Origin of the sequence: Paenibacillus sp. JZ16 (assembly GCF_015326965.1) — a bacterium.
Classification (GTDB): domain Bacteria; phylum Bacillota; class Bacilli; order Paenibacillales; family Paenibacillaceae; genus Paenibacillus_AQ.
On record NZ_CP017659.1, the window covers coordinates 4,590,465 to 4,615,082 of the forward strand.

Consider the following 24,618-nt stretch of genomic DNA (forward strand, 5'->3'; position numbering starts at 1 on the left):
TAATGAAAAGATGGGTCAAACAAGTAGGTTCCATCATGATTGCAGGTGCACTGTTGACTGGAAGTACGGCTGTAGTAGGATTGAGCGGGGCAACCGAGGTGCATGCGGCGGAGGCAGCACAGCAAAACCTTCTGACCGTACTCGGTAAAGGCGAGATCTCGGTGAAGCCAGATATCGTATATCTTTCCATCGGGGCTGAATCATATGCGGAAACCGCAAAATCCGCACAGAAGAGCAATGCACAGAAAATGGATAAGATTACGAAGCTGTTGAAAGAAACCTGGAAGATCGATGACAAGGATATCAAAACCGAGCAGTTCTATGTACAGCCTAACTATACGTACTCTGATGATAATGGACGTAAAGTGAAAAACTATTCGGCGTATCATTCCCTGGAAGTCACGCTTCGCGATTTGAACAAAGTCGGCGATTTGCTTGATGCAGCATCCGATGCCGGCGCCAATTCCATTGGAAACGCACGTTTCTCAGTTGAGAACCGCGATGCGTTCGAGGCCCAAGTGATTGATAAGGCGATGGCGAATGCAGACCTGAAAGCTCAGGCGATGGCAAAAGCCTCCAAGCGCCAGTTGGGGATCGTGCTGAATATTGTGGAAGGTTCCGTTGGTGTAGATACCATCTTTGGTCTCGAAAAAATGGCGATGGAAGCACAATCCACGGCAGCGGACGCGGGCGCAAACACATCCGTGAAGCCGGGCGAAATCAAGATCTCGACGCAGCTGTATGTGCAATATGAGCTGAAGTAGTTGTTGTTTTCGACTCAGCATGCAGAAAACCGTTCATCCGGATCTTACCGGGTGGACGGTTTTTTGTGTATCCTTATTCGAAAAATGAAATACCATAATCAGGGACCACATCCGTCCCTTCCCCTGTCGAAATACACAGAAAAGTGTTGTGTATAGGGGGAAAACGAGGTATAGTGAATATGCGAAAAACTGAACTTTGATCTGAACGTTACAGCCATACCCATGGATATGGCTTTTTTTTCTTAGTCGAGACTTCTAGCATCCTCCACCTTTAAGAAACGGATTCTGCCAACCTGAGCACAACAGGCAGTAGGACCGTTTCTTCTTAGTGGGGAACGTTTTTGTGCATACTGGTTAGCAGAAATGTACACATGGAATAGGTCACATTTTGAAGAAGGGGTTGATGCATGTGATTGAACTTGTCCAGATCGAGAAGCATTTTCAGGGACAAGCGGTCGTGCATCCGCTGTCGCTCTCCATTAAAGAAGGGGAATTCCTGACTTTGCTGGGCCCCAGCGGCTGCGGCAAAACGACGATTCTCCGAATGATAGCAGGATTCGAACAGCCAACCAAAGGACAGGTCTGGCTGGCGGGTCAGAATGTGACGGAAATGCCTGCGAACAAGCGGGATTTGAATCTGGTATTCCAACACTATGCTCTGTTTCCGCATATGACCGTAGAAGATAATATCGCTTTTGGGTTGAAAATGAAAAAAATGCCACGTCAACTCATCAAGGAGCGGGTGGACGAGGCTGTTGCCATGACGCAGCTGACGGCCCTGCGGGAACGCTTCCCGCACCAGCTGTCCGGCGGACAGCAGCAGCGCGTGGCCATCGCCCGCGCCATTGCCAACAAACCGAAGGTGCTGCTGCTGGATGAACCGCTTGGGGCACTGGATCTGCAGCTGCGGAAGAATCTGCAGTCCGAGCTCAAGCATTTGCAGCGGACGCTCGGGATTACGTTTGTATATGTAACGCACGACCAAGAGGAAGCCATGATGCTCTCCGACCGGATCGTCATCATGAACCATGGACGGGTAGAGCAAATCGGTACGCCGCGCGAGATCTATGCGAGACCGCATACGCTGTTTGCCGCTACGTTTGTAGGGGAGAATAACGTTTTTTCCTCGCCAGAGGGTCTCTTTGCCGTGCGGCCGGAGAAACTCATTCCCCAGCGGGAATCGGGTGCCAAGAAGAGCGGCGTGATTGAGGATGTGCAGTACCTCGGCAGCGTTCATAAACTGCTGGTCCAATTGGATGATGAGCCGATGAAGGTCATGATTGCTCTCGATATCTCGGATGATCAGCCATGGGAGGTTGGCGAACGGGTTGGGGTGAACTGGAACGCCAAAGATGAGGTGATCATCGGATCATGAGGAAATCAAGGTTCCTGTTGACTCCGGTCCTGCTGTGGTTATCCCTGTTCCTGATCGTTCCGATGCTAATCGTGGTCGGCATCTCTTTTCTCTCGCGGGATTCGCTGGGGAACGTCGTGTTTTCCTTCAGTCTGGAAGGATACAAGACCTTCTTTGATCCATTATATTTGGGGATCTACTGGGATACCTTGGTACTGTCGCTGCTGACTACGGTGATCTGCTTGTTAGTCAGCTATCCTTTGGCCTATTATATAGCCAACGCTTCCCCGCGTATCCAAACCTGGGGATTAATTCTGATCACGGTCCCGTTCTGGATCAACTTTTTGATCCGCACCTATGCCTGGGTCCTGCTGCTTCGGACCCAAGGCGTGGTGAACAGCCTGCTGCTGTGGATGGGATGGATCGACGAGCCGATTCAGATGCTGTATACGTACGGCGCCGTACTGCTCGGGATGGTGTATAACTTCATCCCCTTCATGGTGCTGCCGATTTACGTGGCCCTGGAGCAGATGGACAAGCGTCTGCTGGATGCGGCCAGCGATCTGGGCGCTTCCAGGTGGAAAGCATTCCGGCACATTACCTTGCCGCAGAGCAAATCCGGCATCATGACGGGGGCGGTTCTGGTCTATGTCTCGACTTCCGGGATGTTTGTAGTTACGGATATTTTGGGAGGCGCGAAGTCCTCCATGATCAGTAATATCATTCAGCAGCAGTTCCTGGGTGCGCGCAACTGGCCCTTTGGAGCGGCGTTGTCGGTGATCTTCGTGATTACGTCCCTGGTGCTGATCCTGCTCTTTAACCGGGCGATGCAAGCCCGCCATCAACGCGTAGGGGAGGGGAGATAGGTGAAGAAGAAGAATCACCCGCTGCTTGGGATTCACTCTTTCCTTATGATGGCTTTCATCTATGTACCGATCATCATGATCATTATCTATTCCTTTAACAACACGCGGCTCAGCGGCAATTGGGAAGGATTTACATTCGATTGGTATGTGTCTCTATTCGAGAACCGGCACGTGATGGAAGCGCTGATGAACAGTTTAACGGTGGCGGTCATATCGACGATCATTTCTACCCTGCTCGGAACTGCGGCGGCGCTCTCGCTTCGGACTCTGGGACGCCGAGGTCGCAGCGGCATGAACGGGCTGCTGTATCTGCCGGTCATTATCCCGGATATTATTATGGGGCTGTCGCTGCTGGTATTGTTTAGTCAACTGAATATGCCGCTTGGCAAGACGACGGTGATCATCGCCCATATTACGTTCAGCCTGTCGTATGTGTATGTCGTAGTGACCGCCAGACTGTCGGGCATGGGCAAACAGCTGGATGAGGCGGCCCAGGATTTGGGCGCTACGCCTTGGCAGACGTTCCGGCATGTTACATTGCCGCAGATTGCTCCGGGCATTATCTCCGGCGCCTTGATTGCTTTTACGCTGTCATTGGATGACTTTATGGTTAGCTTTTTTGTCGCTGGCCCCGGCTCAACGACGCTGCCGATCTATATTTACGCTCAAGTGAAGCGCGGCATCTCGCCAGAGATTAACGCGCTGTGTACGCTGCTCATTCTGGTCAGCATCACGCTGATTCTGTTAGCGCAATATATTCTTAACCGCGGCAACGGGGAAAAGAAACATAAAACATTACCGATCTAAGCATAGGTACTGCTTTTTTCGAAATAAAACATGGAAGTGGAAAGAGAGGAGATATTGAATTGAAAAAATCAAGATGGACCCGCCTGCTGACGGCAGGCATGGTTGCGGTATTGTCTGTAGGACTCTTGGCCGGTTGCGGATCGGATAAGGAGACGCTTCACATTTACAGCTGGGCGGATAACTTTGATCCCGAGGTGCTGAAGGACTTCGAAGAGAAGTTCGACGTAAAGGTAACCTACGACAATTACGCAAACAATGAAGACCTGCTGGCTAAAATCAAGGCTGGCGGCAGTGGGTATGACCTCATTCAGCCGTCCGATTATATGGTCAAAACGATGATTGAATCGGAGCTGCTTGAGCCGCTTGACATGAATAATATCCCGAACTTCGTCAGTCTTACGGATACTTTCAAAGATCCTTCTTATGACCCGGGCAATAAATATTCAATTGTCTACACGTCCGGTGTAACGGGTATTGCATATAACAAGAAGTATGTGAAGGATGAGATCAACAGCTGGGAAGATCTCTGGAACCCGGAATACAAGGGTAAAGTCCTGCTTCTGGACGACAACCGTGAAATGATCGGCATGGCGCTGAAGAAGCAAGGAAAGTCCAACAGCAGCACAGATGAAGCGGAAATCACCGCAGCTGCGGATGAGCTGAAGACCCTGCTCCCGAATGTGCTAGCGTTTGATACGGATAACATCAAGCAGAAGATGATCCAAGAAGAAGGCTGGATTGCTACGGTATGGTCCGGAGATGCCGCCTTTATTGCTGCGGAGAATCCGGATGTGGCGTATGTCGTGCCAGAAGAAGGGGCTACCATCTTCTCTGATAACTACGCGATTCCTAAGGGTGCCAAGAATAAAGAGCTGGCCGAGAAATTCATCAATTTCATGATGGAGCCTGAGGTCAGCGCCAAAAACTATGAATTTATCGGATACAGCAATCCGAACACCAAAGCGATGGAATTCCATAGCGAGGAATACCGCGCCAATACGATGATCAACCTGACAGATGAAGAGCTGGGCCGTACCGAATGGCTGGATAATGTTGGTGACTCGCTCTCGATCTATGATCGTTTATGGACCGAACTGAAGAGCGGTCGTTAATTATAGGGCTTGCATTTTCATGTTTTTGTAATAAAAAGAGTCTGTCCCATTGGGGGCAGGCTCTTTTTTGTTTGTAAATAATAGTCCCTTAGTCCCGGGATAGGAAGAAATAGCCGATTTATACGAATCAAACCACAACTTCGGGGCCCGTTTCGTTGTTATATATAAAGGAGGACGCAAATAACTTAAACCAGGTTTCTATACGTTTAATCAGGAAAAGGAGAAAGCGGCTTGAGCGATGTGATGGGTATGTTTTTGATTGCATTGGTAGTTGCCGGGGTTGCAGCCGTTTTATTTCTGAACATCTTCAGGAAAAGCGCGCTGCATCTGCTGTTATTGAGTGTTCACAGTGCGCTTGTGGGAATCGGACTACTTCTATTAAGTTATGCAGCCCAGGGAAGGAAGTCTTGCTGTTTATGGGTACATGCGCTCTCTTGTTCGGTGTATTTCTAAGCGTAAAAGCATTCACTCAGAAAGACTTGGCGAACGTATAGGTCCTATGGCCTGGAATCAAAATTGTCATTGACTTTGTTACCAATACATTGAAAGCTTTCCTTATAATGATTAAGGGTAATAGATTAACAACTAACGGAAACTTAATTTAACAAAGGTGGAATTCTGATATGAATCCTAAATTACGTGTATGTGCATCATTAATTGCAACTAGCGTCCTGCTTGGCGGTCTGGGTTTGAGCGGACAGGTCATCGATGCAAGTGCCGCTAAGGCACCCGTTTCCGCCAGCCAAAAATCGTCAAAAAATGAAGTCGTACTGAAATGGAATGGCAAGACCCTGTCACAGAAAGGTCTCGTGCTGCACGGGGTAACTTATGTGCCGGCAACCGCTTTGCGGGACGGCCTGGGAATGCCTCTTAAATATGATGCAAAAAAACGTACGTATACACTGGGTAACGGTTATAACAAACTGAGTGCCATCGTATATGATTCAACTGAAATCGGTATTCTGGTGAACGGTTCGTATGCCGGCGAACCTGGGGGACAGATCATTAATGGTCGTCTGTATGTGCCATTCAAAACGATCAGCGAATACATGGGTGTTCAGGGACAATGGAACCCTTCCGTAAAAACACTCAGCATGACGCAGAAGAAACAGAACGACATTACGATCAAATCGGCTGCGCTGAAGAAAAAGATTCAGGGCGTGGATGCCGTTGTGAACTATCCTGTAATCAGCGGACTCGCCAATGAGGAGGCGCAAGCCGAGATCAATCAAGTGCTGAAAGAAAATGCGTCCGGCGTAATCACCCGTGCCGAAGGGAATGCTGAGGAATTCCCGCCGTCGGAATCCAGTTTCCCTTATGAATTTAGCGGTGACTTCGTGGTCCATTATAACCAGAACGATATCCTGAGCATTACGGCATACGATTATTCCTACACGGGTGGCGCTCATGGCATGACCTTCCGTAAAAGCTTCACGTTCTCCTTGAAGGATGGCAAGAAAATGCAGCTGGGCGATTTCATCAACCTGCAGGGCAAGAACAAACAGAAGCTGAACAACCTTGTGCTGAACAAGCTGAAGAAAGAGGGGGGCTACCTCAGCGGATTTGAAGGCGTGCCTGCCGATGCGGACTTCTACGTGAAAGATAACGCTGCGGTGCTGTACTTCCAACTTTATGAGTACACCGCATATGCTTATGGATTTCCGGAGTTTGAGCTGAAGCTGAAAGAGTGGAAGTAAGAGTATACGGGAGCGGTTTGTGTAAACTGCAATCAATTATTTTCATACTATAGCTTGCCTAGAAACATGATGTTATCCTGATGTAACACTGTGCTGGAACGAGTTACGAAAATCCCTTGATCATGGAACGTGGAGAGTGTATTCTCCTTTCCTGCGATCAAGGGGTTTTTCGTTTATCTAGAGACTTGCCTGGATGATAACTTGCACGTCTTGTACATCTGCACACTGCTTCTGCTCCCTGTGCACGCGTGGTCCGTGGCAAGCAAGCCGTTCGTTGAAATGGCCACCCTGCACGGGTCTTCTTTTATTTTCCCTCCCCACAAGTTAAGGCAGGCCTTTTAGGAGGGGGATGCTCTTGAGCTAGTCTTTAAGTTTTTATAGATAAGGTCAGGTCGTACCAAAGTGAGAGTATCCTCGGAGGAGCAAAGCGTTCGCCTTTGAAATCGGGAAACCTCCCTATCCATTCATTCAAGTTTCCCGATTTCAACAGCGACCGGAGGGGATACTCTCACTACCCTAAATCAAAGTTTTCTAAGAAATCCCCTTCGGAGGATAAGAAAGGGCAGGCACCGGATAACGGCGCCTGCCCTTTACTTCATTTCTTTTATAAGCCTTGCGGTGGTGTGTTCTCTAATACTTGATCAATCAGACCGTATTCTTTGGCTTCGTCAGCCGTCATGAAGTAGTCACGATCGGTATCCTTCTCAATGCGCTCCAGCGGTTGGCCCGTGCGATCGGACAGGATGCGGTTCAGCTTGTCGCGCATTTTGAGGATGCGGCGAGCACGGATCTCAATATCCGTGGCTTGACCTTGTGCGCCGCCGAGCGGCTGGTGAATCATAATCTCGCTGTTAGGCAGACCGTAGCGTTTGCCTTTAGCGCCTGCGTTGAGCAGGAATGCGCCCATGGAAGCAGCCATGCCGACACAGATCGTCGAAACGTCCGGCTTGATGAACTGCATCGTATCGAATATCGCCATACCTGCGGTAATGGAACCGCCAGGACTGTTGATGTAAAGATGAATATCCTTCTCAGGATCCTCAGCCGACAAGAACAGCATTTGGGCAATGATGGAATTGGCGACCACGTCATTTACGTCGGAGCCGAGGAAGATAATGCGGTCTTTCAGCAATCTGGAATAGATGTCGTACGCCCGCTCACCGCGGTTGCTTTGTTCAACGACCATAGGTATAAAACTCACGTGGAAAACCTCCTCTTAAGTACCTCATATAAATACTGTTACCGTATTACCCACATGATAAACAATTTAAATCAAAAAGTCAAAGATAGTCAAACTATTGGGTAAAAAAAAGAGCCGTCATGGGCGCTTTAGGGTAATCAGTATAGAGAATAAAAGTTATAATGGCGCGCCCGCGAGGAATCGAACCTCGATCTCAGGCTCCGGAGGCCTACGTCATATCCATTGGACCACGGGCGCAAAAAAATTAGCAACGAAGTTGATTATACCGCATCTATTTAAAAAATACAATAGCAGACAAAACTTTGTTCCTATTATATAGACGAGCCAGTACTTGGCCATAATGTATAAGAATGCCCGGGGCAGAGAAATATACTTTCGGACACTTGCAACCGGCATAATTATTGGTTAGAATAAAGGTGGGACTTAAAAAGTTCAACTGGGACATTTTACGACCAGATAGAGGAGAGCCGAGACGAAGTTTGCAGGAGTGGAATGCATGCGTAACCTATTAGAAATACAAGAGCAGCTTCTGCCGGATCTGATGGACACTCTTAAACGAAGGTATACCATCCTTCATCAGATCAAGTTGTCCGGAATTGTTGGCCGAAGAACATTGGCTTCATCACTCTCGATGACCGAGCGTGTTCTCAGAGCAGAGACTGATCTTCTGAAAGCGCAGGGGCTGATCGAGATTGAAACGCTTGGCATGCGCATCAGCAGCTCAGGGATATGCTTGCTGGAGGAGCTGGAGCCGGTCATGAATGAGTTATTCGGACTGGTTGAACTGGAAGAGAAGATTCGTCAGGCTTACGGGCTTCGTAAAGTGGTCATTATTCCCGGTGACAGCGAGTCATCTCCGGAAGTCAAACGTGAGCTTGGCCGGGCCGGAGCAAGAACGCTGCTAAGCTTTGTCCAAGATGGAGATACGATTGCCGTAACCGGCGGCTCCACGCTCGCCGAAGTGGCCGAGCAGATGTCCTCTTTGCCAGGCGGCGAACCGCTGACAAGCACTTGGTTTGTGCCAGCGCGGGGCGGTCTTGGGGAGAGCGTGGAGATTCAAGCGAACACCATTGCTTCCAAGATGGCAAAGCGCGTTGGAGCTGAGTACCGATTGCTTCACGTACCGGATCTGCTAAGCGAGGATGCCTATCAGTCTCTGGTGCAGGATCAGCATATCCAGGAGATCGTGGATGTGATCAGGCGCTGCCGTGTCATTATTCACGGCATCGGAGATGCCATGGAGATGGCAAGAAGGCGCAAGCTGGATGAAAACTCTATTCAGAACTTGCAGGCAGATGGCGCGATTGCGGAATCCTTCGGCTACTACTTCAGTGAAGATGGTGAAGTTGTCCACAAAATGCTTACTCTCGGGCTGCGGCTTGAGGATATTATGCGGACAGAGACGATCATCGGCATTGCTGGGGGTCAAGGCAAGGGCAAGGCGATTCATGCGGTGCTGAAATTCGGACATGAGGATATTCTCGTTACCGATGAAGCCGCGGCACTGGAAGTCGAGAAGGAGATTGACGCCGGGATTTGAACCCACGGGCGTGCACACTGATTTTTCCTTATTGTTGTCTTGATTGGCTTAACGGCCAATCTTGAATATATAAATTTTACAAATATGGAGGGAACTACTCATGGTTAAAGTAGGTATTAACGGTTTTGGACGTATTGGACGTAACGTGTTCCGCGCTGCGCTGAACAACAGCGAAGTTGAAATCGTGGCAATCAACGATTTGACGGACGTAAGCACGCTGGCACACCTTTTGAAATATGACACAACTCACGGAAGACTTAATGCAACGGTTGAAGCTAAAGAAGGCGCACTCGTTGTAAACGGCCGTGAAGTAAAAGTATTCGCTGAGCGTAACCCTGAAGCATTGCCTTGGGCTGAGCACGGCGTTGAAATCGTTGTAGAATCCACTGGTATTTTCACAGCGAAAGACAAAGCTTCCGCTCACTTGAAAGGCGGCGCTAAGAAAGTTATCATCTCCGCTCCAGCAACTGACGAAGATATCACGATCGTTATGGGCGTTAACGAAGACAAATACGATGCAGCTAACCATACTGTAATCTCCAATGCTTCTTGTACAACAAACTGCTTGGCTCCTTTTGCTAAAGTTCTTGACGAGAAATTCGGTATCGTTAAGGGTATGATGACTACGGTTCACTCCTACACGAATGACCAGCAAGTGCTTGATCTTCCGCACAAAGATCTGCGTCGTGCTCGTGCAGCTGCTGAAAACATCATTCCATCCACAACTGGTGCTGCTAAAGCGGTTAGCCTCGTTCTGCCACAATTGAAAGGCAAATTGAACGGTATGGCAATGCGTGTACCTACGAAGAACGTTTCTGTAACGGATCTCGTAGTTGAGCTGTCCCAAAATGTAACCCTTGAAGATGTAAACGGAGCTCTGAAAGCAGCTGCTGAAGGCCCGCTGAAAGGCATCTTGAACTACTCCGAAGAGCCGCTTGTATCCAGCGACTACAATGGCGACCCAGCTTCTTCCACTATCGATTCGCTCTCCACTATGGTAGTTGGCGACAACATGGTGAAAGTAGTTTCTTGGTATGACAACGAGTGGGGCTACTCCAACCGTGTCGTTGACCTCGCTGCTTACATCGCAAGCAAAGGTCTGTAATTGATCTAGCCATACAATCGAAGAGGAGTTCCGTTTCACGGGTCTCCTCTTTGGTTCATGGTTTTTCCTTGTTTTCATGCCAGAGCACTGGGAAGAATAGACAAGATCCGGGCGCTGGTTAGCGATAGAGAGAGAAACGAGAGCAACTGCATGCTGTCGGTGAGGAGAATAGTTTTCTTAGGAGGAACGTGGAGATGAACAAGAAAAGTGTACGTGATGTAGAAGTAAGCGGCAAACGGGTGTTTGTCCGCGTCGATTTCAATGTACCGCTCGAAGATGGTAAAATTACAGACGACACTCGTATTCGCGAGACTTTGCCGACCATTAAGTATCTGGTAGAGCAAGGAGCGAAAGTCATCCTGGCCAGTCACATGGGTCGTCCAAAAGGAGAGGTCGTTGAATCTTTGCGCCTGACTCCGGCAAGTCAGCGTCTGTCCGAGCTGCTCGGCAAACCGGTAGCCAAAGCGGATGAAGCGGTAGGAGAAGCTGTTAAAGCTCAAGTCGAGAAGCTGCAAAACGGCGATGTGCTCGTGCTTGAAAATGTTCGTTTTTACGCTGGTGAAGAGAAGAATGATCCGGAACTTGCGAAGCAATTCGCCGAACTGGCCGATCTGTTCGTGAATGACGCGTTTGGTGCTGCTCACCGTGCGCACGCTTCGACAGAAGGTATCGCTCATCATCTTCCGGCTGTATCGGGATTGTTGATGGAGAAAGAGCTGTCCGTTCTCGGCAAAGCCCTTTCGAATCCGGACCGTCCTTTTACCGCCATCATCGGTGGATCGAAGGTTAAGGACAAAATCGACGTGATCGACAACTTGCTTACGCTTGCTGATAATGTCATCATCGGCGGTGGACTTGCTTACACGTTCTTCAAAGCTCAAGGCCATGAAATCGGCCAATCTCTGCTTGATAAAGAGAAGCTTGATGTTGCACTCGGTTTCATCGAGAAAGCTAAAGAGCTGGGCAAAAACTTCTACCTGCCGGAAGATATCGTCGTTACGGACGAGTTCAGCGCAGACGCGAATACCAAGGTCGTTGATATCGACGGCATTCCTGCCGATTGGGAAGGCGTTGACATCGGACCTAAGACTCGCGCCAAGTATGCAGAAGTGATCAAGAACTCCAAGCTTGTCGTGTGGAACGGTCCTATGGGCGTATTCGAAATCGCTCCGTTCAGCAACGGTACTCGTGAAGTGGCACAAGCTTGTGCGGATACGGAAGCTTACACGATTATCGGCGGCGGCGACTCGGCTGCAGCTGCAGAGAAATTCGGTCTTGCCGACAAGATGAACCACATCTCGACAGGCGGCGGTGCATCTCTTGAGTTCATGGAAGGCAAAGCACTTCCTGGTGTTGTGGCACTGAACGACAAATAGAAATAGGCACTATATTGGATAGCAAGTGGATGAAGTTTGGACCCCGATTCTTCGGGGAATAAAGGAGTGAATCGTGTGAGAACACCTATCATAGCTGGTAACTGGAAAATGTTCAAAACCGTTCCGGAAGCAACTTCATTTATTGAAGATGTGAAAGGCAAAGCGGAAGTAGAAGGCGTTGAAAGCGTGATTTGCGCGCCATTTACCAATCTTCCTGCATTGGTTGAAGCGGTCAAGGGCACGAACATCAAAATCGGTGCACAAAATCTTCATTTTGAAGACAATGGCGCCTTTACGGGTGAAATCAGCGGTTTGATGCTGAAGGATCTGGGCGTGGACTATGTCATTATTGGACACTCCGAGCGCCGTCAGTATTTTGCTGAAACCGATGAGATCGTGAACAAGAAGGTACATGCGGCATTCCGCCATGGCCTTCTTCCGATCGTATGCGTCGGCGAGAAGCTGGAAGAACGCGAAGCCGGCCAAACCAAAGACGTGTGCAAAGTACAAACGGAGGCAGCGTTCGCAGGTGTTCCTGCTGATCAAGCGGTTCATGTCGTTATTGCTTATGAGCCAATCTGGGCGATCGGAACTGGCAAATCCTCTACGGCAGAGGATGCGAACGAAGTCATCGCTTATATTCGTGAACTCGTTCAAGGTCTGTACGGCGAAACCGTTGCAGAGCAAGTTCGTATTCAATACGGCGGCAGCGTGAAGCCTGAAAATGTAGCGGAGTATATGGGACAAAGCGACATCGACGGCGCGCTCGTTGGTGGTGCAAGTCTACAACCGGCTTCCTACATCGCACTCGTTGAGGGGGCGAAGTAAATGTCTGCTCCAAGACCTGTAGCTCTGATCATCATGGACGGTTTCGGGCTTCGCAACACCGAAGTGGGCAATGCGGTCGCTCAAGCGAACAAGCCTAACTACGACCGGTATTTGAAGCAATACCCGAACACCACGTTGACCGCTTGCGGTGAAGCCGTAGGCTTGCCGGAAGGTCAAATGGGGAACTCTGAAGTGGGTCACTTGAACATCGGCGCAGGCCGGATCGTGTATCAGGACTTGACCCGCATCACGAAGTCGATTCGTGAAGGAGAATTCTTCGAGAACGAAACGCTGGTGGAAGCCGTTCGCGCTGCTAAGAACAACAACAAGAAGCTGCATCTGTACGGGCTGGTATCCGACGGCGGCGTTCACAGTCATATTGAGCATATGTTTGCCATGCTGGATCTTTGCAAGAAGGAAGATTTCCATGACGTATACATCCATGGCTTCATGGATGGACGCGACGTGGCACCGGACAGCGGCAAGCAGTTCGTTAAAGATCTGATTGCGAAGATTGAAGAAGTGGGCGTTGGCCAAATCGCTACGCTTTCCGGTCGTTATTATGCGATGGACCGCGACAAGCGTTGGGATCGTGTCGAGAAGGCTTACCGTGCCATGGTGTATGGCGAAGGACCGAAATATACGGATCCGCTGAAAGCCATCATCGAATCTTACGAGAAATCGGTTTACGATGAATTCGTAGAACCGACCGTGATTGTGAATGGTGAAGGCGAGCCGGTTAGTCTGGTGGAGAGCGGAGATTCCGTTATCTTCCTGAACTACCGCCCTGACCGTGCGATTCAGCTGTCCCAGGTGTTTACGAATAATGACTTCCGTGGCTTTGAACGTGGACCGAAGTTCCCGCAAAACCTGCATTTTGTCTGCTTGACGCTGTTCAGCGAGACGGTGGAAGGCTTCGTTGCCTACAAACCGAAGAATCTCGATAACACGCTCGGCGAAGTGCTGGTTCAGCACAACAAGAAGCAGCTTCGGATTGCGGAAACCGAAAAGTACCCGCACGTGACATTCTTTTTCAGCGGTGGACGCGATGTTGAGCTTCCTGGTGAAACGCGCGTACTGATCAACTCGCCGAAAGTGGCGACCTACGATCTGAAACCGGAGATGAGCGCTTATGAAGTGGCGGATGCTTGCGTGAGAGAAATCGAAGCGGATAAGCATGACGCGATCATTTTGAACTTCGCCAACCCGGACATGGTAGGTCATTCCGGTATGCTGGAGCCGACAATTAAAGCCGTTGAGACTACGGATGAGTGTGTCGGCAAGGTCGTTGAGGCTGTTTTGGCAAAAGGCGGGGTAGTTCTGATTACCGCTGACCACGGGAACGCGGACATGGTATTTGACGAGAGTGGACGTCCGTTCACCGCACATACTACGAACCCGGTTCCGTTCATCGTAACGGATGAGAATGTAACGCTGCGTGAAGGCGGTATTCTTGCCGACATTGCGCCAACCATTCTCGACCTGATGGATCTGCCGAAGCCGGATGAGATGACTGGAACTTCCATGATTGCAGCACGTAAATAAGTGGTTCATAATGGAACATAAACATAACATTAAAAGGAGACTATACACATGACTATTATTTCTGATGTATATGCACGCGAAGTCCTTGACTCCCGTGGCAATCCAACCGTAGAGGTTGAAGTATACCTGGAATCCGGTGCAATCGGTCGCGCGATCGTTCCATCCGGTGCTTCCACTGGCGTTCACGAAGCCGTTGAGCTTCGCGACGACGACAAATCCCGTTACCTGGGCAAAGGCGTTCTGAAAGCTGTTGAGAACGTGAACGAAATCATCGCACCTGAAGTGATTGGCATGGACGCTCTGGACCAGCTTGGCATCGATAAACTGATGATCGCTTTGGACGGTACGCCGAACAAAGGCAAATTGGGTGCGAACGCAATTCTGGCCGTATCCATGGCTGTAGCTCGCGCTGCTGCTGATGCATTGGATCTTCCACTGTATGTTTACCTTGGCGGATTCAACGCAAAACAACTTCCAGTACCTATGATGAACATCGTTAACGGTGGCGCTCACGCGGACAACAACGTTGACGTTCAAGAGTTCATGGTATTGCCTGTTGGCGCACCTAGCTTCAAAGAAGCGCTTCGCATGGGCGCTGAAATCTTCCACAACCTGAAATCCGTTCTGAAGGGCAAAGGCCTGAACACAGCGGTTGGCGACGAAGGCGGCTTCGCTCCTAACTTCACGTCTAACGAAGATGCACTGTCTTCCATCATCGAAGCGATCGAAAAAGCCGGCTACAAGCCAGGTGAAGATGTATTGCTGGGTATGGACGTTGCTTCCACCGAGTTCTTCAAAGATGGCAAGTATGTTCTGGAAGGCGAAGGCAAATCCTTCACGCCGGCAGAATTCGTGGACTTGCTCGCTTCTTGGGTAGACAAATACCCAATCGTAACCATCGAAGACGGATGCTCCGAGGACGATTGGGAAGGTTGGAAATTGCTCACCGAGAAATTGGGTAACAAAATTCAACTCGTGGGTGACGACCTGTTCGTTACCAACACCGAGCGTCTGGAAAAAGGTATCAACGAAGGCATCGGTAACTCCATCCTGATCAAAGTAAACCAAATCGGTACATTGACTGAAACGTTCGATGCGATCGAAATGGCAAAACGCGCAGGATACACGGCTGTCATCTCCCACCGTTCCGGTGAGTCCGAGGACAGCACGATCGCTGATATCGCGGTGGCTACTAATGCTGGTCAGATCAAAACGGGTGCTCCTTCCCGTACGGACCGTGTGGCGAAATACAACCAATTGCTTCGTATCGAAGATCAATTGGGCGAGCTCGCTCAATACAACGGCTTGAAGTCGTTCTACAACTTGAAGCGCAAATAATTGAAATAAGAGAAAGCCCGGCTCCTGCTTTGAGGGAGCTGGGCTTTTTTGCATTGATTTGAGGAGCTGCAGGGTTGGGGCTGCACACTTTGTTATCGTGCCGAGGGACGGTGCGTATATCGTCTCCGGTCGCTGTTACAATCGGGAAGCTGGAATGGAATAAGCTGAGGAAGCTTCCCGATTTTAAAGGCGAACGCGCTGCTCCTCCACCGATATACGCACCTGAGCAGGAAGAAGGTGTGCAGCTATTTGTGAGTATCTCATAGGAGTGAAAAGAAGAAAGCCCAGCTCTGTGATGTCACATGAGCCGGGATTTTGGGTGTATGGGAGGCGGGTCCATTAGCATTTCGGTCTCGTCTTGAAATAACCGCTTAGTAAGAGGTCATCGAAAAGGATCATAAAGGTGGACTGCTGTAGACAAGATCATGTATTCATAAGGTTGATGATGCTAATTTTCTTTCGACGGGAAGATCATCAATTCTGCTGCAGCATCTCCAAAAATGCCCCTGCCGCCAGCGAGGGCGACTGCTGCTTCCGAACGGCGACGCCAATATATCGATCCGGTAACGGAGTGTCTGTTCGAAGCTCCAGCAAGGAACCGTCCGAGATCTGAGACGAGACAAAGGCCCGTGGCAAGAAGGCTGTTCCATAACCGCGCTCGGCAAATTCTGCTAACATGTCCAGGCTGTTCAACTCGAAGTCGGCTGCCACTTCCACCCCTTGCGATCGGAACCACCCTTCGATGAAGGACCGCGTCGAGCTGCCGGGGGACAGCATCAAGAGGGGGAGCTCCGTCAATTCTTCCGTCCGTAGAGGCCTGCGCGCCCAATCTGCGAAGGCCGTTCCGACCACGGCGCAATAAGGCGAGGTACGGGAGTCGATGATATGGATTTCCTCGTCCGATACGGGAAGGTGAACAAAGCCGAGATCCAACGATCCTTTCTTTAAGCGCTCCACGATGCTGCTTGTTCGCTCCTGTGACAGCTGAATGCGGATGTCGGGATAGCGAGCATGGAATCGGTCGAGCAAGGAGAGGAGAAAGTCCTTGACGATAGCCCCGTTCGCGCCAATCCTCAGCCTGCCTTCGCTAAACTGCTTTAGCTTCTTCAATCGCCGCTCGGCTGAATCGAGTTCGTCGAATGCTTGCCTTACATGCTGATACAAGGCCTCTCCTTCTGTTGTTAAGCGGACGCCCTTGGATAACCGGTCGAATAGCCCCACGCCGAGGGCTTCTTCCAACTGCTTGATGGCATAACTCACAGAGGGCTGTGTCATATGGAGGTTATGCGCAGCTTTCGTGAGATTGGAAGTCTCTGCAGCATGCAGGAACACTCGATACCATTCCGTGTTGGCGATCATTTGTTATCAATCCTCTCTATGGCAACTGTTGATTATTACGATTTCATTTATTTCAAATATACCTCTAAACTGAAGGATAAGGAATCGAAATGTTTACGGGAGGTATGAACATGGCAGGAAGTACGTTTGGAGAGCGGTTAAAAATGACTACGTTCGGGGAATCACACGGAGAAGCGGTGGGCGTCATTTTAGAAGGTGTCACACCGGGCGTTGAGCTGGACGAGGCTTACATTCAGATTCAGATGGATCGCAGAAGGCCGGGGCAATCCTCTGTTACGACTCCCCGCAAGGAATACGATAAGATCCGCATTTTATCTGGACTTTTCGAGGGAAGAACGACGGGGACGCCACTGTGCATCATGCTTAACAACACCGACATGCGCCCGTCGGCTTACGATACAATCAAATCGACCTACCGGCCCGGGCATGCGGATTTCACATATGAAAAAAAATACAAGATTCGCGACTATCGAGGAAGCGGAAGAGCTTCGGGAAGGGAGACGGCTGCGCGAGTGGCTGCTGGAGCCGTGGCGCGGAAGCTTCTGGAACGTCGGGGTGTCTCCATCCTGGCGTATACGACCGAGATCGGAGGCATCCGATGCGAGCAATTTGACGCCGATGCTATCGAACGGAATGCGGTTCGTGCGTGTGATCCGGAAGCAGCCGTTCGCATGATTGAGAGGATAGAACGACTGGCCGAAGAGGGGGACAGCTGCGGGGGATTGTCGAATGCCGAATTAGCGGCATTGCCGCGGGACTGGGGGAACCCGTATTCGACAAGCTTGACGCTGAGTTAGCGAAGGCTATGTTGTCCGTCGGCGCGATTAAGGGCATTGAATTCGGGGCAGGCTTTCAAGCGGCCACTATGCGGGGAAGCGAACACAACGATCAGATGGACGCGGGAGGGTTCCGGACGAACCATGCCGGCGGAATCATCGGTGGTATCAGCACCGGGGCGGATATCGTGTTCCGAGTCGTCGTAAAGCCGACTTCATCCATTTCTACCCCTCAACAGACTGTCGATGTAGACGGCAATGAACGGGAAATTGCGACGATCGGCAGGCACGATCCATGCATCTGTCCCCGCGTCGTACCGGTGATCGAAGCGATGGCTTGCATGGTAATCGAGGATCATTACAAGCGTCAAGCCGCTTTGCTGGACGAATAGCAGGGAACAACATACGGCAAAAAACCGGAAGCGATCTGCTTCCGGTTTTGTATTTAAAGATCTAATGCGGCTCTCAGGTCCCAAGGGGGCTGGGGAGCTGAAATCGCATTAAACCAGAGTTTGCAAGGAATCCGGCTTGAATGGTGCCAGCTCGTCGAAACGTCCGTCTCGAACCTTAGCGGCCCATTGCGGATCAGCCAACAGGGCACGGCCGACGGCAACCAGGTCAAATTCATTTTCCTCAAGACGATTCAGGAGCTCTTCGAGGTCTCTTTGGCCGGCACCCTTACCTTGGGTGAAGAGGCTGGTGAATACTTCATCGAGACCGACGGAACCGACGGTGATGACTGTTTTTCCTGTCAGTTTCTTGGCCCATCCAGCAAAGTTCAGGTCAGAACCTTCGAATTCAGGCTCCCAGAAGCGACGGGTCGAGCAGTGGAATATATCGACCCCGGCGTCAGACAGCGCGGTTAACAACTGACCCAGCTTTTCAGGCGTATCCGCCAGCTTGGCCTCATATTGGGTTGTCTTCCATTGGGATAGGCGGATGGCAACTGGGAAGTCTGGACCCACCGCCTCACGTACGGCTTTGACCACTTCGACCGCAAAGCGGGCACGCTTCAGCATGTCACCTCCGTATTCATCGGTACGCTGGTTCGTTCTCTCCCAGAGGAATTGGTCGATCAGGTATCCGTGGGCACCATGGATTTCTACGCCGTCAAAGCCAAGGCGTTTGGCATTCGCGGCTGCATCGGCATAAGCTTGAATAACCTGCTCGATTTCATCCTTGGTCATGGGTTTCGTGACGACGTTGCCGTCCAGGTCAAGTCCGGATGGTCCGATCGGAAGTGCTTCTGGGTTAGGCTCGGCACCTATTGGTCTAGTCATGCCGATGTGCCAAATTTGCGGCATGATCTTACCGCCGGCTTCGTGGACCTGACGGACCACCTCGGCCCAGCCGTTCAATGCGGCTTCACCATGGAAGTTAGGTATATTGGGGTTATCGGTTGCAGCCGGGTGATTTATCAGTGTTCCCTCGGTAATGATCAATCCGACGCCATTCTCCGCACGCCGACGGTAGTAAGCGGCCACATCCGGGCCTGGAACGCCGTTCGGAGAGAACCCGCGCGTCATAGGGGCCATCACCACGCGGGATGGAAGAGTAAGGTTACCGATGGTATATGGCTCGAATAGGGATGCTGTAGATCGGACACTTTGATTTTGATTGCTCATGTATGGAATCCTCCAATATATTTAATATACTTTTCTGCATTTTCATAAAAATAGATATATATGATAAAAAGAAAGAGCTTTTAAGCTTAATCTTCAATCTGAATTTGCTTTTTAAGCCTAAAGCTCTTCCTTGAGTTGTTCGATAAAACGCTTAATGCCCTCCTCATTGCGTCTATAATATGTCCACTGGCCCGCTCGATGGGATTCCAGTAAACCGGCCTTTTGCAATTTTACCAGGTAGCCAGAAACGACCGACTGAGCGAGTCCTGTTTTTTCTGAAATGGAGCCCACGCAGATACCGCCATGAAAATCACATTTGGAAGGCATGTGATCCTGCGGATCAAAATGTTCCTCCGGATGCTTCAGCCACTCCAGGATTTTAAACCGGGACTCGTTTGATAGTGCTTTGATGGTTTGTAAGGTATCCATGTGTTTCATTATATCTATTTTTATAGAAATGTAAATATGATTTTTAAAAATGATCGCTATCGGAGGATTAGGGCAACCAAGCGTGTGTTGTTTTGCCGTATAAAGGGATGTAGACTGCTTACTGCGCTCCTACAAATTCAGCCGATTTGATGCCGGCTTGGCGGCCGAAAATAATGATCTCGGCAACGGAGTTGCCGCCGATCCGGTTTTGACCGTGCAAACCGCCGGTTAGTTCGCCGGCTGCGAACAGTCCTGGAATAGGCTTGCCGTCTTTATCCAAAACTTCCGTGTTCGTGTTGATTTTTACGCCGCCCATGGTGTAGTGAATACCGGGGGCAATTTGGATGGCATGGTATGGAGCCCCAGATAATTCGTTATCCATGCCTGTCGTTCTGTTGAACTCGGTATCTTTATTGTTCTTCACCGCGCTGTTCCATGTATCCAGTGTGGCTTGAAGCTGATCAGCTGGAACGCCCATTTCATTGGCCAAAGCCTCGATCGAATCGCCCTGAATGACAAAGCCCATTTTTTCATATTGCTGAATCGCTTTAACCCGGGATTTTACCCCGGAATCGAACACAAGATAAGCCGATTTTTCAGGAAGCTTATTGATGGCGGCGGTGACGTTATCCCGAGTATCCAGCTCGTTTGTGAAACGTTTGCCTTGGCTGGAAACGAGGATGGCCCCTTCTCCCCGAACGGCTTCCCCGATAAGATAAGATTTCTCCTGCTGAACCGTAGGGTGAACCTGGATTTGATCCATATCGACCGTAGTGCCGCCGAGTTTTTCAATCATGGTAATGCCGTCACCGGTGCTGCCTTCTTGATTGGTGGTCACGTAACTTTTCAGATCGGACCGAACTTCGGAGATCATGTCCATGTTGGCTCCGAAACCGCCGGTTGTCACAACGACGGCATCCGCTGCAATAGATTTCTCGTCTTTCCCGTTGAAGATGACTTTGACGCCGTTTGCTTTGCCCTCTTTTTCCGTAATATCCGTTACCTTGGCGTTGACGAATAGCGGAATTTCTTGTTCTTGTACATTTTTCACCAGACCGTTGACAAGGTATTGTCCTACCGCCGAGCCGTCCTCAGGACGGTGCGTGCGCTTTTCGTTCATGCCGCCCGTAATGGTGATATTGTTCAACCGAATCCCGATGGAATCCAGCCAATCGATCGCGCTTGCCGAATGGTCAACGAAGAAACGAAGCATGTCTTTGTCGTTGGTTTCATGACCGCCCTTTAAAGTCTCTTCATAAAATAAATCGTTGCTGTCCTTAATGCCCTGTTCTTGTTGGAACTTGGTTTCGGAAGCATTCATGCCCGAGGATGATTTTATGGTATTCCCGCCGGCAATCGGCATTTTTTCAAAAATGACCGGGTTCATGCCTTTTTCTTTTGCCTCAAGGGCAGCAGACATACCGGCTCCGCCTGCACCGACGATGATGATATCATACTTTTCTTTGAGCTGATCGATTGGCGTATACCCGGTTTGGGACGCACCCGAAACGGCCGTATCTGGGGCTTCTTCTTTTTTTGCGTTGTCTTGACTCTGATCCTGGGTCCCGCCGCCGCATCCCGCGATGGCGAGCATGAAAGAGAGAATGAGTATAAGCGTTGCTGCAACCTTCTTTTTCACTGTGTAACCCTCCACTTTCTCTACATCTATTTAGTTGACCATAAAGAGCCAAACGAAAAAGGAGGTTTACCGTAGAAAAACGAGAAACAATAGGGTGTGCGAGTGTGGCCTTTATTCTTCGAATCTCAGATCTTCCCCGGTTACCTCCCTCCGTCAGCCTCGTTAGGTCCACTTCATTTTAATATAGGGCTGTTAATTAAGTGGTGAATTATTTCACAATATAAACTTAATTTTTATTTACAACGATGCCATCGGGTTGCGATTTTCTCGACTTCTGCGCATTTCCAATCTATTTGCCTTCATAGGGTCACCGCTTTTTCGCGTTGAGTTCCTTTATAATGAAGGTGTATCGTCTGACTAATGGCCTTTGTGAATGATTACGCTCTGGATTGGAGGAGTTTTATGGCACAAACAACAAAAAAAGCGCTTGCCCTATCGCTAAAAAAAATGCTTGAGAAAAAAACGCTTGATAAGATTACCGTCATTGATGTTGTCGAGGACTGTGAAGTGAATCGGCAGACGTTTTATTATCATTTCAGGGATATTTATGATCTTGTGGAGTGGATTTGCACAAGCGAGGCTACCATAGCGCTGGATGGCAAGAAAACGTATGACACGTGGCAGCAGGGCCTATTGCAAATATTTGAGTATGTGCTAAAAAACAAGGCGTTTGTGACGAGCGTCTATCATTCTATTAAACGAGAGCAGCTGGAAAGGTACCTATTTAACGTAACGTATCATCTTTTGATAGGGGTTATTGAGGAAAAGGCCGTTACGATGTCGATCAGGGATGAGGATAAGTCGTTTATCGCTGACTTTTATAAATATGCGTTTGTAGGGCTGATGCTGGATTGGATTGCGAAAGGGATGAAAGAAGAGCCCTCTGCGATTGTGGACCGGCTGAGCATTTTGATTCAAGGCGATATCTTTTTCGCGCTGGAAAAGTTTAAATTGCACCACTCTCATTAGACAATATTAGCCTTGTGTCGAAAGTTTCGACATTAGGCGGACATTGTCTATGGGAGACCTCCGAATATATTTTTATGATGTAGTTGCTAGAATCAATTCGGAGGTGACTGGAATGTATTATAGCAATGGAAATTATGAAGCGTTTGCTCGCCCGGAAAAACCGGTCGATGTCGACAAAAAGTCTGCATATCTGGTTGGAGCCGGTTTAGGCTCTCTGGCAGCTGCGTGCTTCCTCGTGCGCGACGGCCAAATGAAGGGAGAGCGGGTCCACATTCTGGAGGAGCTTAGTCTTCCCGGAGGTGCCTGCGACGGAATTCATGACAGCGATAAAGGTTTTATTATTCGCGGTGGGCGAGAAATGGAAGATCATTTTGAATGCTTATGGGATTTGTTCCGTTCCATTCCGTCTCTTGAAATTGAAGGCGTATCGGTTTTGGATGAGTTTTACTGGCTGAACAAGAAAGATCCGAACTTCTCTCTAATGAGAGCCACGGTTAACCGGGGCGAGGATGCGCATACTGATGGGAAATTTGCTCTGAGCGAAAAAGCTTCGCTGGAAATCGTGAAGTTGTTCTTTACTCGAAACGAAGATTTGTATGATAAGAAAATTACCGATGTATTCACGGAGGATTTCTTTGCCTCAAATTTCTGGCTTTACTGGAGAACGATGTTTGCCTTTGAAGATTGGCATAGCGCCTTGGAGATGAAGCTTTACATCCAAAGATTCATTCACCATATTGGCGGACTGCCTGATTTTTCGGCGTTAAAATTCACGAAGTATAATCAGTATGAATCATTGATCCTGCCGATGATGAAATATTTGCAGTCGCATGGCGTTCATTTCCAATATGATATGACAGTTACGAATGTAGTATTTGATATCCAGGGCAATAAGAAGGTTGCCAAGCAAATGGTATGTCGCCGTGCCGGCAAAGAGGAATATATCGACTTGACGGAAGATGATTTGGTGTTTGTGACAAATGGCAGCTGCACGGAAAATTCTGCTTTGGGCGACCATCATCGCGCGGCTGAATTTAATCGTTCCACAGGCGGCTGCTGGGAGCTCTGGAGAAATATTGCTAAGCAGGATCCATCCTTTGGACGCCCCGATAAATTCTGCACGAATACGGAAGCGACGAACTGGGAATCGGCAACCGTTACGACACTTGATGACAGAATCCCGCCATATATCGAAAAAATCTGTAAACGCGACCCGTTCAGCGGAAAGGTCGTTACCGGCGGCATCGTGTCCGTAAAGGATTCCAAGTGGCTCATGAGTTATACTCTGAATCGGCAACCGCATTTCAAAGAGCAGCCGAAGGATCAGCTTGTCGTTTGGGTGTACGGATTATTCACCGATGTTCCGGGCGATTACGTCAAAAAGCCGATGAGAGAATGTACAGGCGAGGAAATTACGATGGAGTGGCTGTACCATCTTGGTGTGCCGGAGCATGAAATTGCGGACATGGCTGCCAACTCTGCCCGCTGCATCCCGACTATGATGCCTTACATTACGTCATTTTTCATGCCGAGGACAGCAGGAGACCGGCCTAAAGTAGTTCCGGATGGTTGCGTCAACTTCGCTTTTATCGGACAGTTTGCCGACACGGTTCGCGACACCGTATTCACAACCGAATATTCGGTTAGAACGGCAATGGAAGCTGTGTACACCTTATTAAACGTAGACCGCGGCGTACCTGAAGTGTTCGGCTCTTGCTATGATGTCCGCGTACTGCTGGACTCCACTTCCAAAATGATGGACGGCAAAAAATTAACCGATCTGAAGCTTCCGTTGATCATGAACTTAATAGAAAAGCAGGCTTTGAAAAAAGTTTCCGGAACCGTCATCGAAGATTTACTGAAACGCTATAACATCATATAGTCGAAGTCCCATTATCAAAAGAAGATATGGAACATCAACGAGCGCACCAATCCAAGATTGGTGCGCTGTATGGGGAAAAATAAACACGATAGATCCCTGGTCCTTATGGCTTCAGGAGACCTATCGTGTTTATTTATTCTTTGAAGGTTAGGCCCTTCTCGGCGAGAGCTTCGCGTAGTATTCTGACCGCTTTGGGTCCTACCCCGTGAATCGCCAGCAGTTCTTTCTCGGATGCCTGGGTGAGGTCGGCAAGCTGATGATAGCCTGCAACGATAAGGGCTTGGCGTGCAGGTTTGCCGGCCTTAACGGGAAAGTCGCTTTCTGCAGCCGGAGTGGGGGTTTTGTCACGCATGGAGATCCCTCTCTTTTCGAATGTTTTGTTTAATGGATACAAGGCACAAGAATA

21 protein-coding genes, 1 tRNA gene and 1 pseudogene are annotated in these 24,618 nt (G+C 49.5%); 16 read left to right on the forward strand and 7 right to left on the reverse strand.

Annotation, left to right across the window (positions count from 1 at the left end; all coding sequences use genetic code 11):
• Positions 1 to 2: 2 nt before the first annotated feature.
• From BJP58_RS20940 to BJP58_RS20970, 7 genes are all read left to right on the forward strand, one after another.
• Entirely contained in the window at positions 3 to 764 is a 762-nt protein-coding gene (locus BJP58_RS20940) for an SIMPL domain-containing protein (RefSeq protein ID WP_194540399.1), read from the forward strand.
• A gap of 403 nt (positions 765 to 1,167) precedes the next feature.
• On the forward strand, positions 1,168 to 2,139 hold the full coding sequence (locus BJP58_RS20945) for an ABC transporter ATP-binding protein (protein WP_269468919.1): 972 nt from the start codon (positions 1,168 to 1,170) through the stop codon (positions 2,137 to 2,139).
• The gene (locus BJP58_RS20950; RefSeq protein ID WP_113060521.1) at positions 2,136 to 2,984 is read left to right on the forward strand and encodes an ABC transporter permease; all 849 of its coding nucleotides are present in this window, start codon (positions 2,136 to 2,138) and stop codon (positions 2,982 to 2,984) included. Before BJP58_RS20945 ends, BJP58_RS20950 begins: the two co-directional genes overlap by 4 nt.
• 45 nt (positions 2,985 to 3,029) lie before the next feature.
• Positions 3,030 to 3,791: an ABC transporter permease gene (locus BJP58_RS20955; protein ID WP_194545013.1), complete on the forward strand. Its 762-nt coding sequence runs from the start codon at positions 3,030 to 3,032 to the stop codon at positions 3,789 to 3,791.
• Positions 3,792 to 3,850: 59 nt separating this feature from the next.
• Complete coding sequence (locus tag BJP58_RS20960; protein ID WP_269468905.1) at positions 3,851 to 4,903, forward strand: ABC transporter substrate-binding protein; 1,053 nt, start codon at positions 3,851 to 3,853, stop codon at positions 4,901 to 4,903.
• Between the two features lie 231 nt (positions 4,904 to 5,134).
• Positions 5,135 to 5,356, forward strand: coding sequence for a hypothetical protein (locus BJP58_RS20965; protein WP_233354706.1), 222 nt, complete (start codon positions 5,135 to 5,137; stop codon positions 5,354 to 5,356).
• A 170-nt stretch (positions 5,357 to 5,526) separates the two neighbouring features.
• Complete coding sequence (locus BJP58_RS20970) at positions 5,527 to 6,600, forward strand: PdaC/SigV domain-containing protein (RefSeq protein WP_194540400.1); 1,074 nt, start codon at positions 5,527 to 5,529, stop codon at positions 6,598 to 6,600.
• A gap of 604 nt (positions 6,601 to 7,204) precedes the next feature.
• Here the strand turns inward: BJP58_RS20970 and clpP are convergent.
• Both clpP and BJP58_RS20980 read right to left on the reverse strand, forming a co-directional pair.
• Positions 7,205 to 7,801, reverse strand: a complete 597-nt coding sequence (gene clpP / locus BJP58_RS20975) for an ATP-dependent Clp endopeptidase proteolytic subunit ClpP (protein ID WP_006207581.1) — start codon at positions 7,799 to 7,801, stop codon at positions 7,205 to 7,207.
• 162 nt (positions 7,802 to 7,963) lie between these two features.
• Positions 7,964 to 8,038 (reverse strand) — tRNA-Arg (locus tag BJP58_RS20980).
• Between the two features lie 259 nt (positions 8,039 to 8,297).
• On the opposite strand from BJP58_RS20980, the gene BJP58_RS20985 reads away from it, so the two are divergent.
• The 6 genes from BJP58_RS20985 (at position 8,298) to eno (ending at position 15,533) form a co-directional block, all read left to right on the forward strand.
• Positions 8,298 to 9,341: a sugar-binding transcriptional regulator gene (locus BJP58_RS20985; RefSeq protein ID WP_071219496.1), complete on the forward strand. Its 1,044-nt coding sequence runs from the start codon at positions 8,298 to 8,300 to the stop codon at positions 9,339 to 9,341.
• A 100-nt stretch (positions 9,342 to 9,441) separates the two neighbouring features.
• Entirely contained in the window at positions 9,442 to 10,446 is a 1,005-nt protein-coding gene (gene gap / locus BJP58_RS20990; protein WP_071219497.1) for a type I glyceraldehyde-3-phosphate dehydrogenase, read from the forward strand.
• Positions 10,447 to 10,640: 194 nt separating this feature from the next.
• A complete protein-coding gene (locus BJP58_RS20995; protein WP_194540401.1) occupies positions 10,641 to 11,822 on the forward strand; it encodes a phosphoglycerate kinase in 1,182 nt (393 codons plus the stop codon).
• Positions 11,823 to 11,897: 75 nt separating this feature from the next.
• The gene (gene tpiA, locus BJP58_RS21000) at positions 11,898 to 12,650 is read left to right on the forward strand and encodes a triose-phosphate isomerase (protein WP_194540402.1); all 753 of its coding nucleotides are present in this window, start codon (positions 11,898 to 11,900) and stop codon (positions 12,648 to 12,650) included.
• Complete coding sequence (gpmI, locus tag BJP58_RS21005) at positions 12,651 to 14,195, forward strand: 2,3-bisphosphoglycerate-independent phosphoglycerate mutase (RefSeq protein ID WP_194540403.1); 1,545 nt, start codon at positions 12,651 to 12,653, stop codon at positions 14,193 to 14,195. It begins immediately after the preceding gene.
• A gap of 48 nt (positions 14,196 to 14,243) precedes the next feature.
• Entirely contained in the window at positions 14,244 to 15,533 is a 1,290-nt protein-coding gene (gene eno, locus BJP58_RS21010; protein ID WP_071219501.1) for a phosphopyruvate hydratase, read from the forward strand.
• Between the two features lie 474 nt (positions 15,534 to 16,007).
• On the opposite strand, the gene BJP58_RS21015 is transcribed toward eno, so the two are convergent.
• Positions 16,008 to 16,892, reverse strand: a complete 885-nt coding sequence (locus BJP58_RS21015) for a LysR family transcriptional regulator (protein WP_113060531.1) — start codon at positions 16,890 to 16,892, stop codon at positions 16,008 to 16,010.
• A gap of 110 nt (positions 16,893 to 17,002) precedes the next feature.
• Between BJP58_RS21015 and aroC the strand changes: the two are divergent.
• A pseudogene (aroC, locus tag BJP58_RS21020) lies at positions 17,003 to 18,060 on the forward strand (chorismate synthase).
• A 108-nt stretch (positions 18,061 to 18,168) separates the two neighbouring features.
• Here the strand turns inward: aroC and BJP58_RS21025 are convergent.
• The 3 genes from BJP58_RS21025 to BJP58_RS21035 form a co-directional block, all read right to left on the reverse strand.
• A complete protein-coding gene (locus BJP58_RS21025; protein WP_194540404.1) occupies positions 18,169 to 19,293 on the reverse strand; it encodes an NADH:flavin oxidoreductase in 1,125 nt (374 codons plus the stop codon).
• 117 nt (positions 19,294 to 19,410) lie between these two features.
• Positions 19,411 to 19,722, reverse strand: a complete 312-nt coding sequence (locus tag BJP58_RS21030; protein ID WP_009590170.1) for an ArsR/SmtB family transcription factor — start codon at positions 19,720 to 19,722, stop codon at positions 19,411 to 19,413.
• 118 nt (positions 19,723 to 19,840) lie between these two features.
• Positions 19,841 to 21,361: a flavocytochrome c gene (locus BJP58_RS21035; protein ID WP_194540405.1), complete on the reverse strand. Its 1,521-nt coding sequence runs from the start codon at positions 21,359 to 21,361 to the stop codon at positions 19,841 to 19,843.
• Positions 21,362 to 21,763: 402 nt separating this feature from the next.
• Between BJP58_RS21035 and BJP58_RS21040 the strand changes: the two genes are divergently transcribed.
• Complete coding sequence (locus BJP58_RS21040; protein ID WP_100539618.1) at positions 21,764 to 22,330, forward strand: TetR-like C-terminal domain-containing protein; 567 nt, start codon at positions 21,764 to 21,766, stop codon at positions 22,328 to 22,330.
• Between the two features lie 112 nt (positions 22,331 to 22,442).
• Entirely contained in the window at positions 22,443 to 24,212 is a 1,770-nt protein-coding gene (locus tag BJP58_RS21045; protein WP_194540406.1) for an oleate hydratase, read from the forward strand.
• Between the two features lie 133 nt (positions 24,213 to 24,345).
• On the opposite strand, the gene BJP58_RS21050 is transcribed toward BJP58_RS21045, so the two are convergent.
• The gene (locus tag BJP58_RS21050; protein WP_194540407.1) at positions 24,346 to 24,564 is read right to left on the reverse strand and encodes a helix-hairpin-helix domain-containing protein; all 219 of its coding nucleotides are present in this window, start codon (positions 24,562 to 24,564) and stop codon (positions 24,346 to 24,348) included.
• Positions 24,565 to 24,618: the final 54 nt, after the last annotated feature.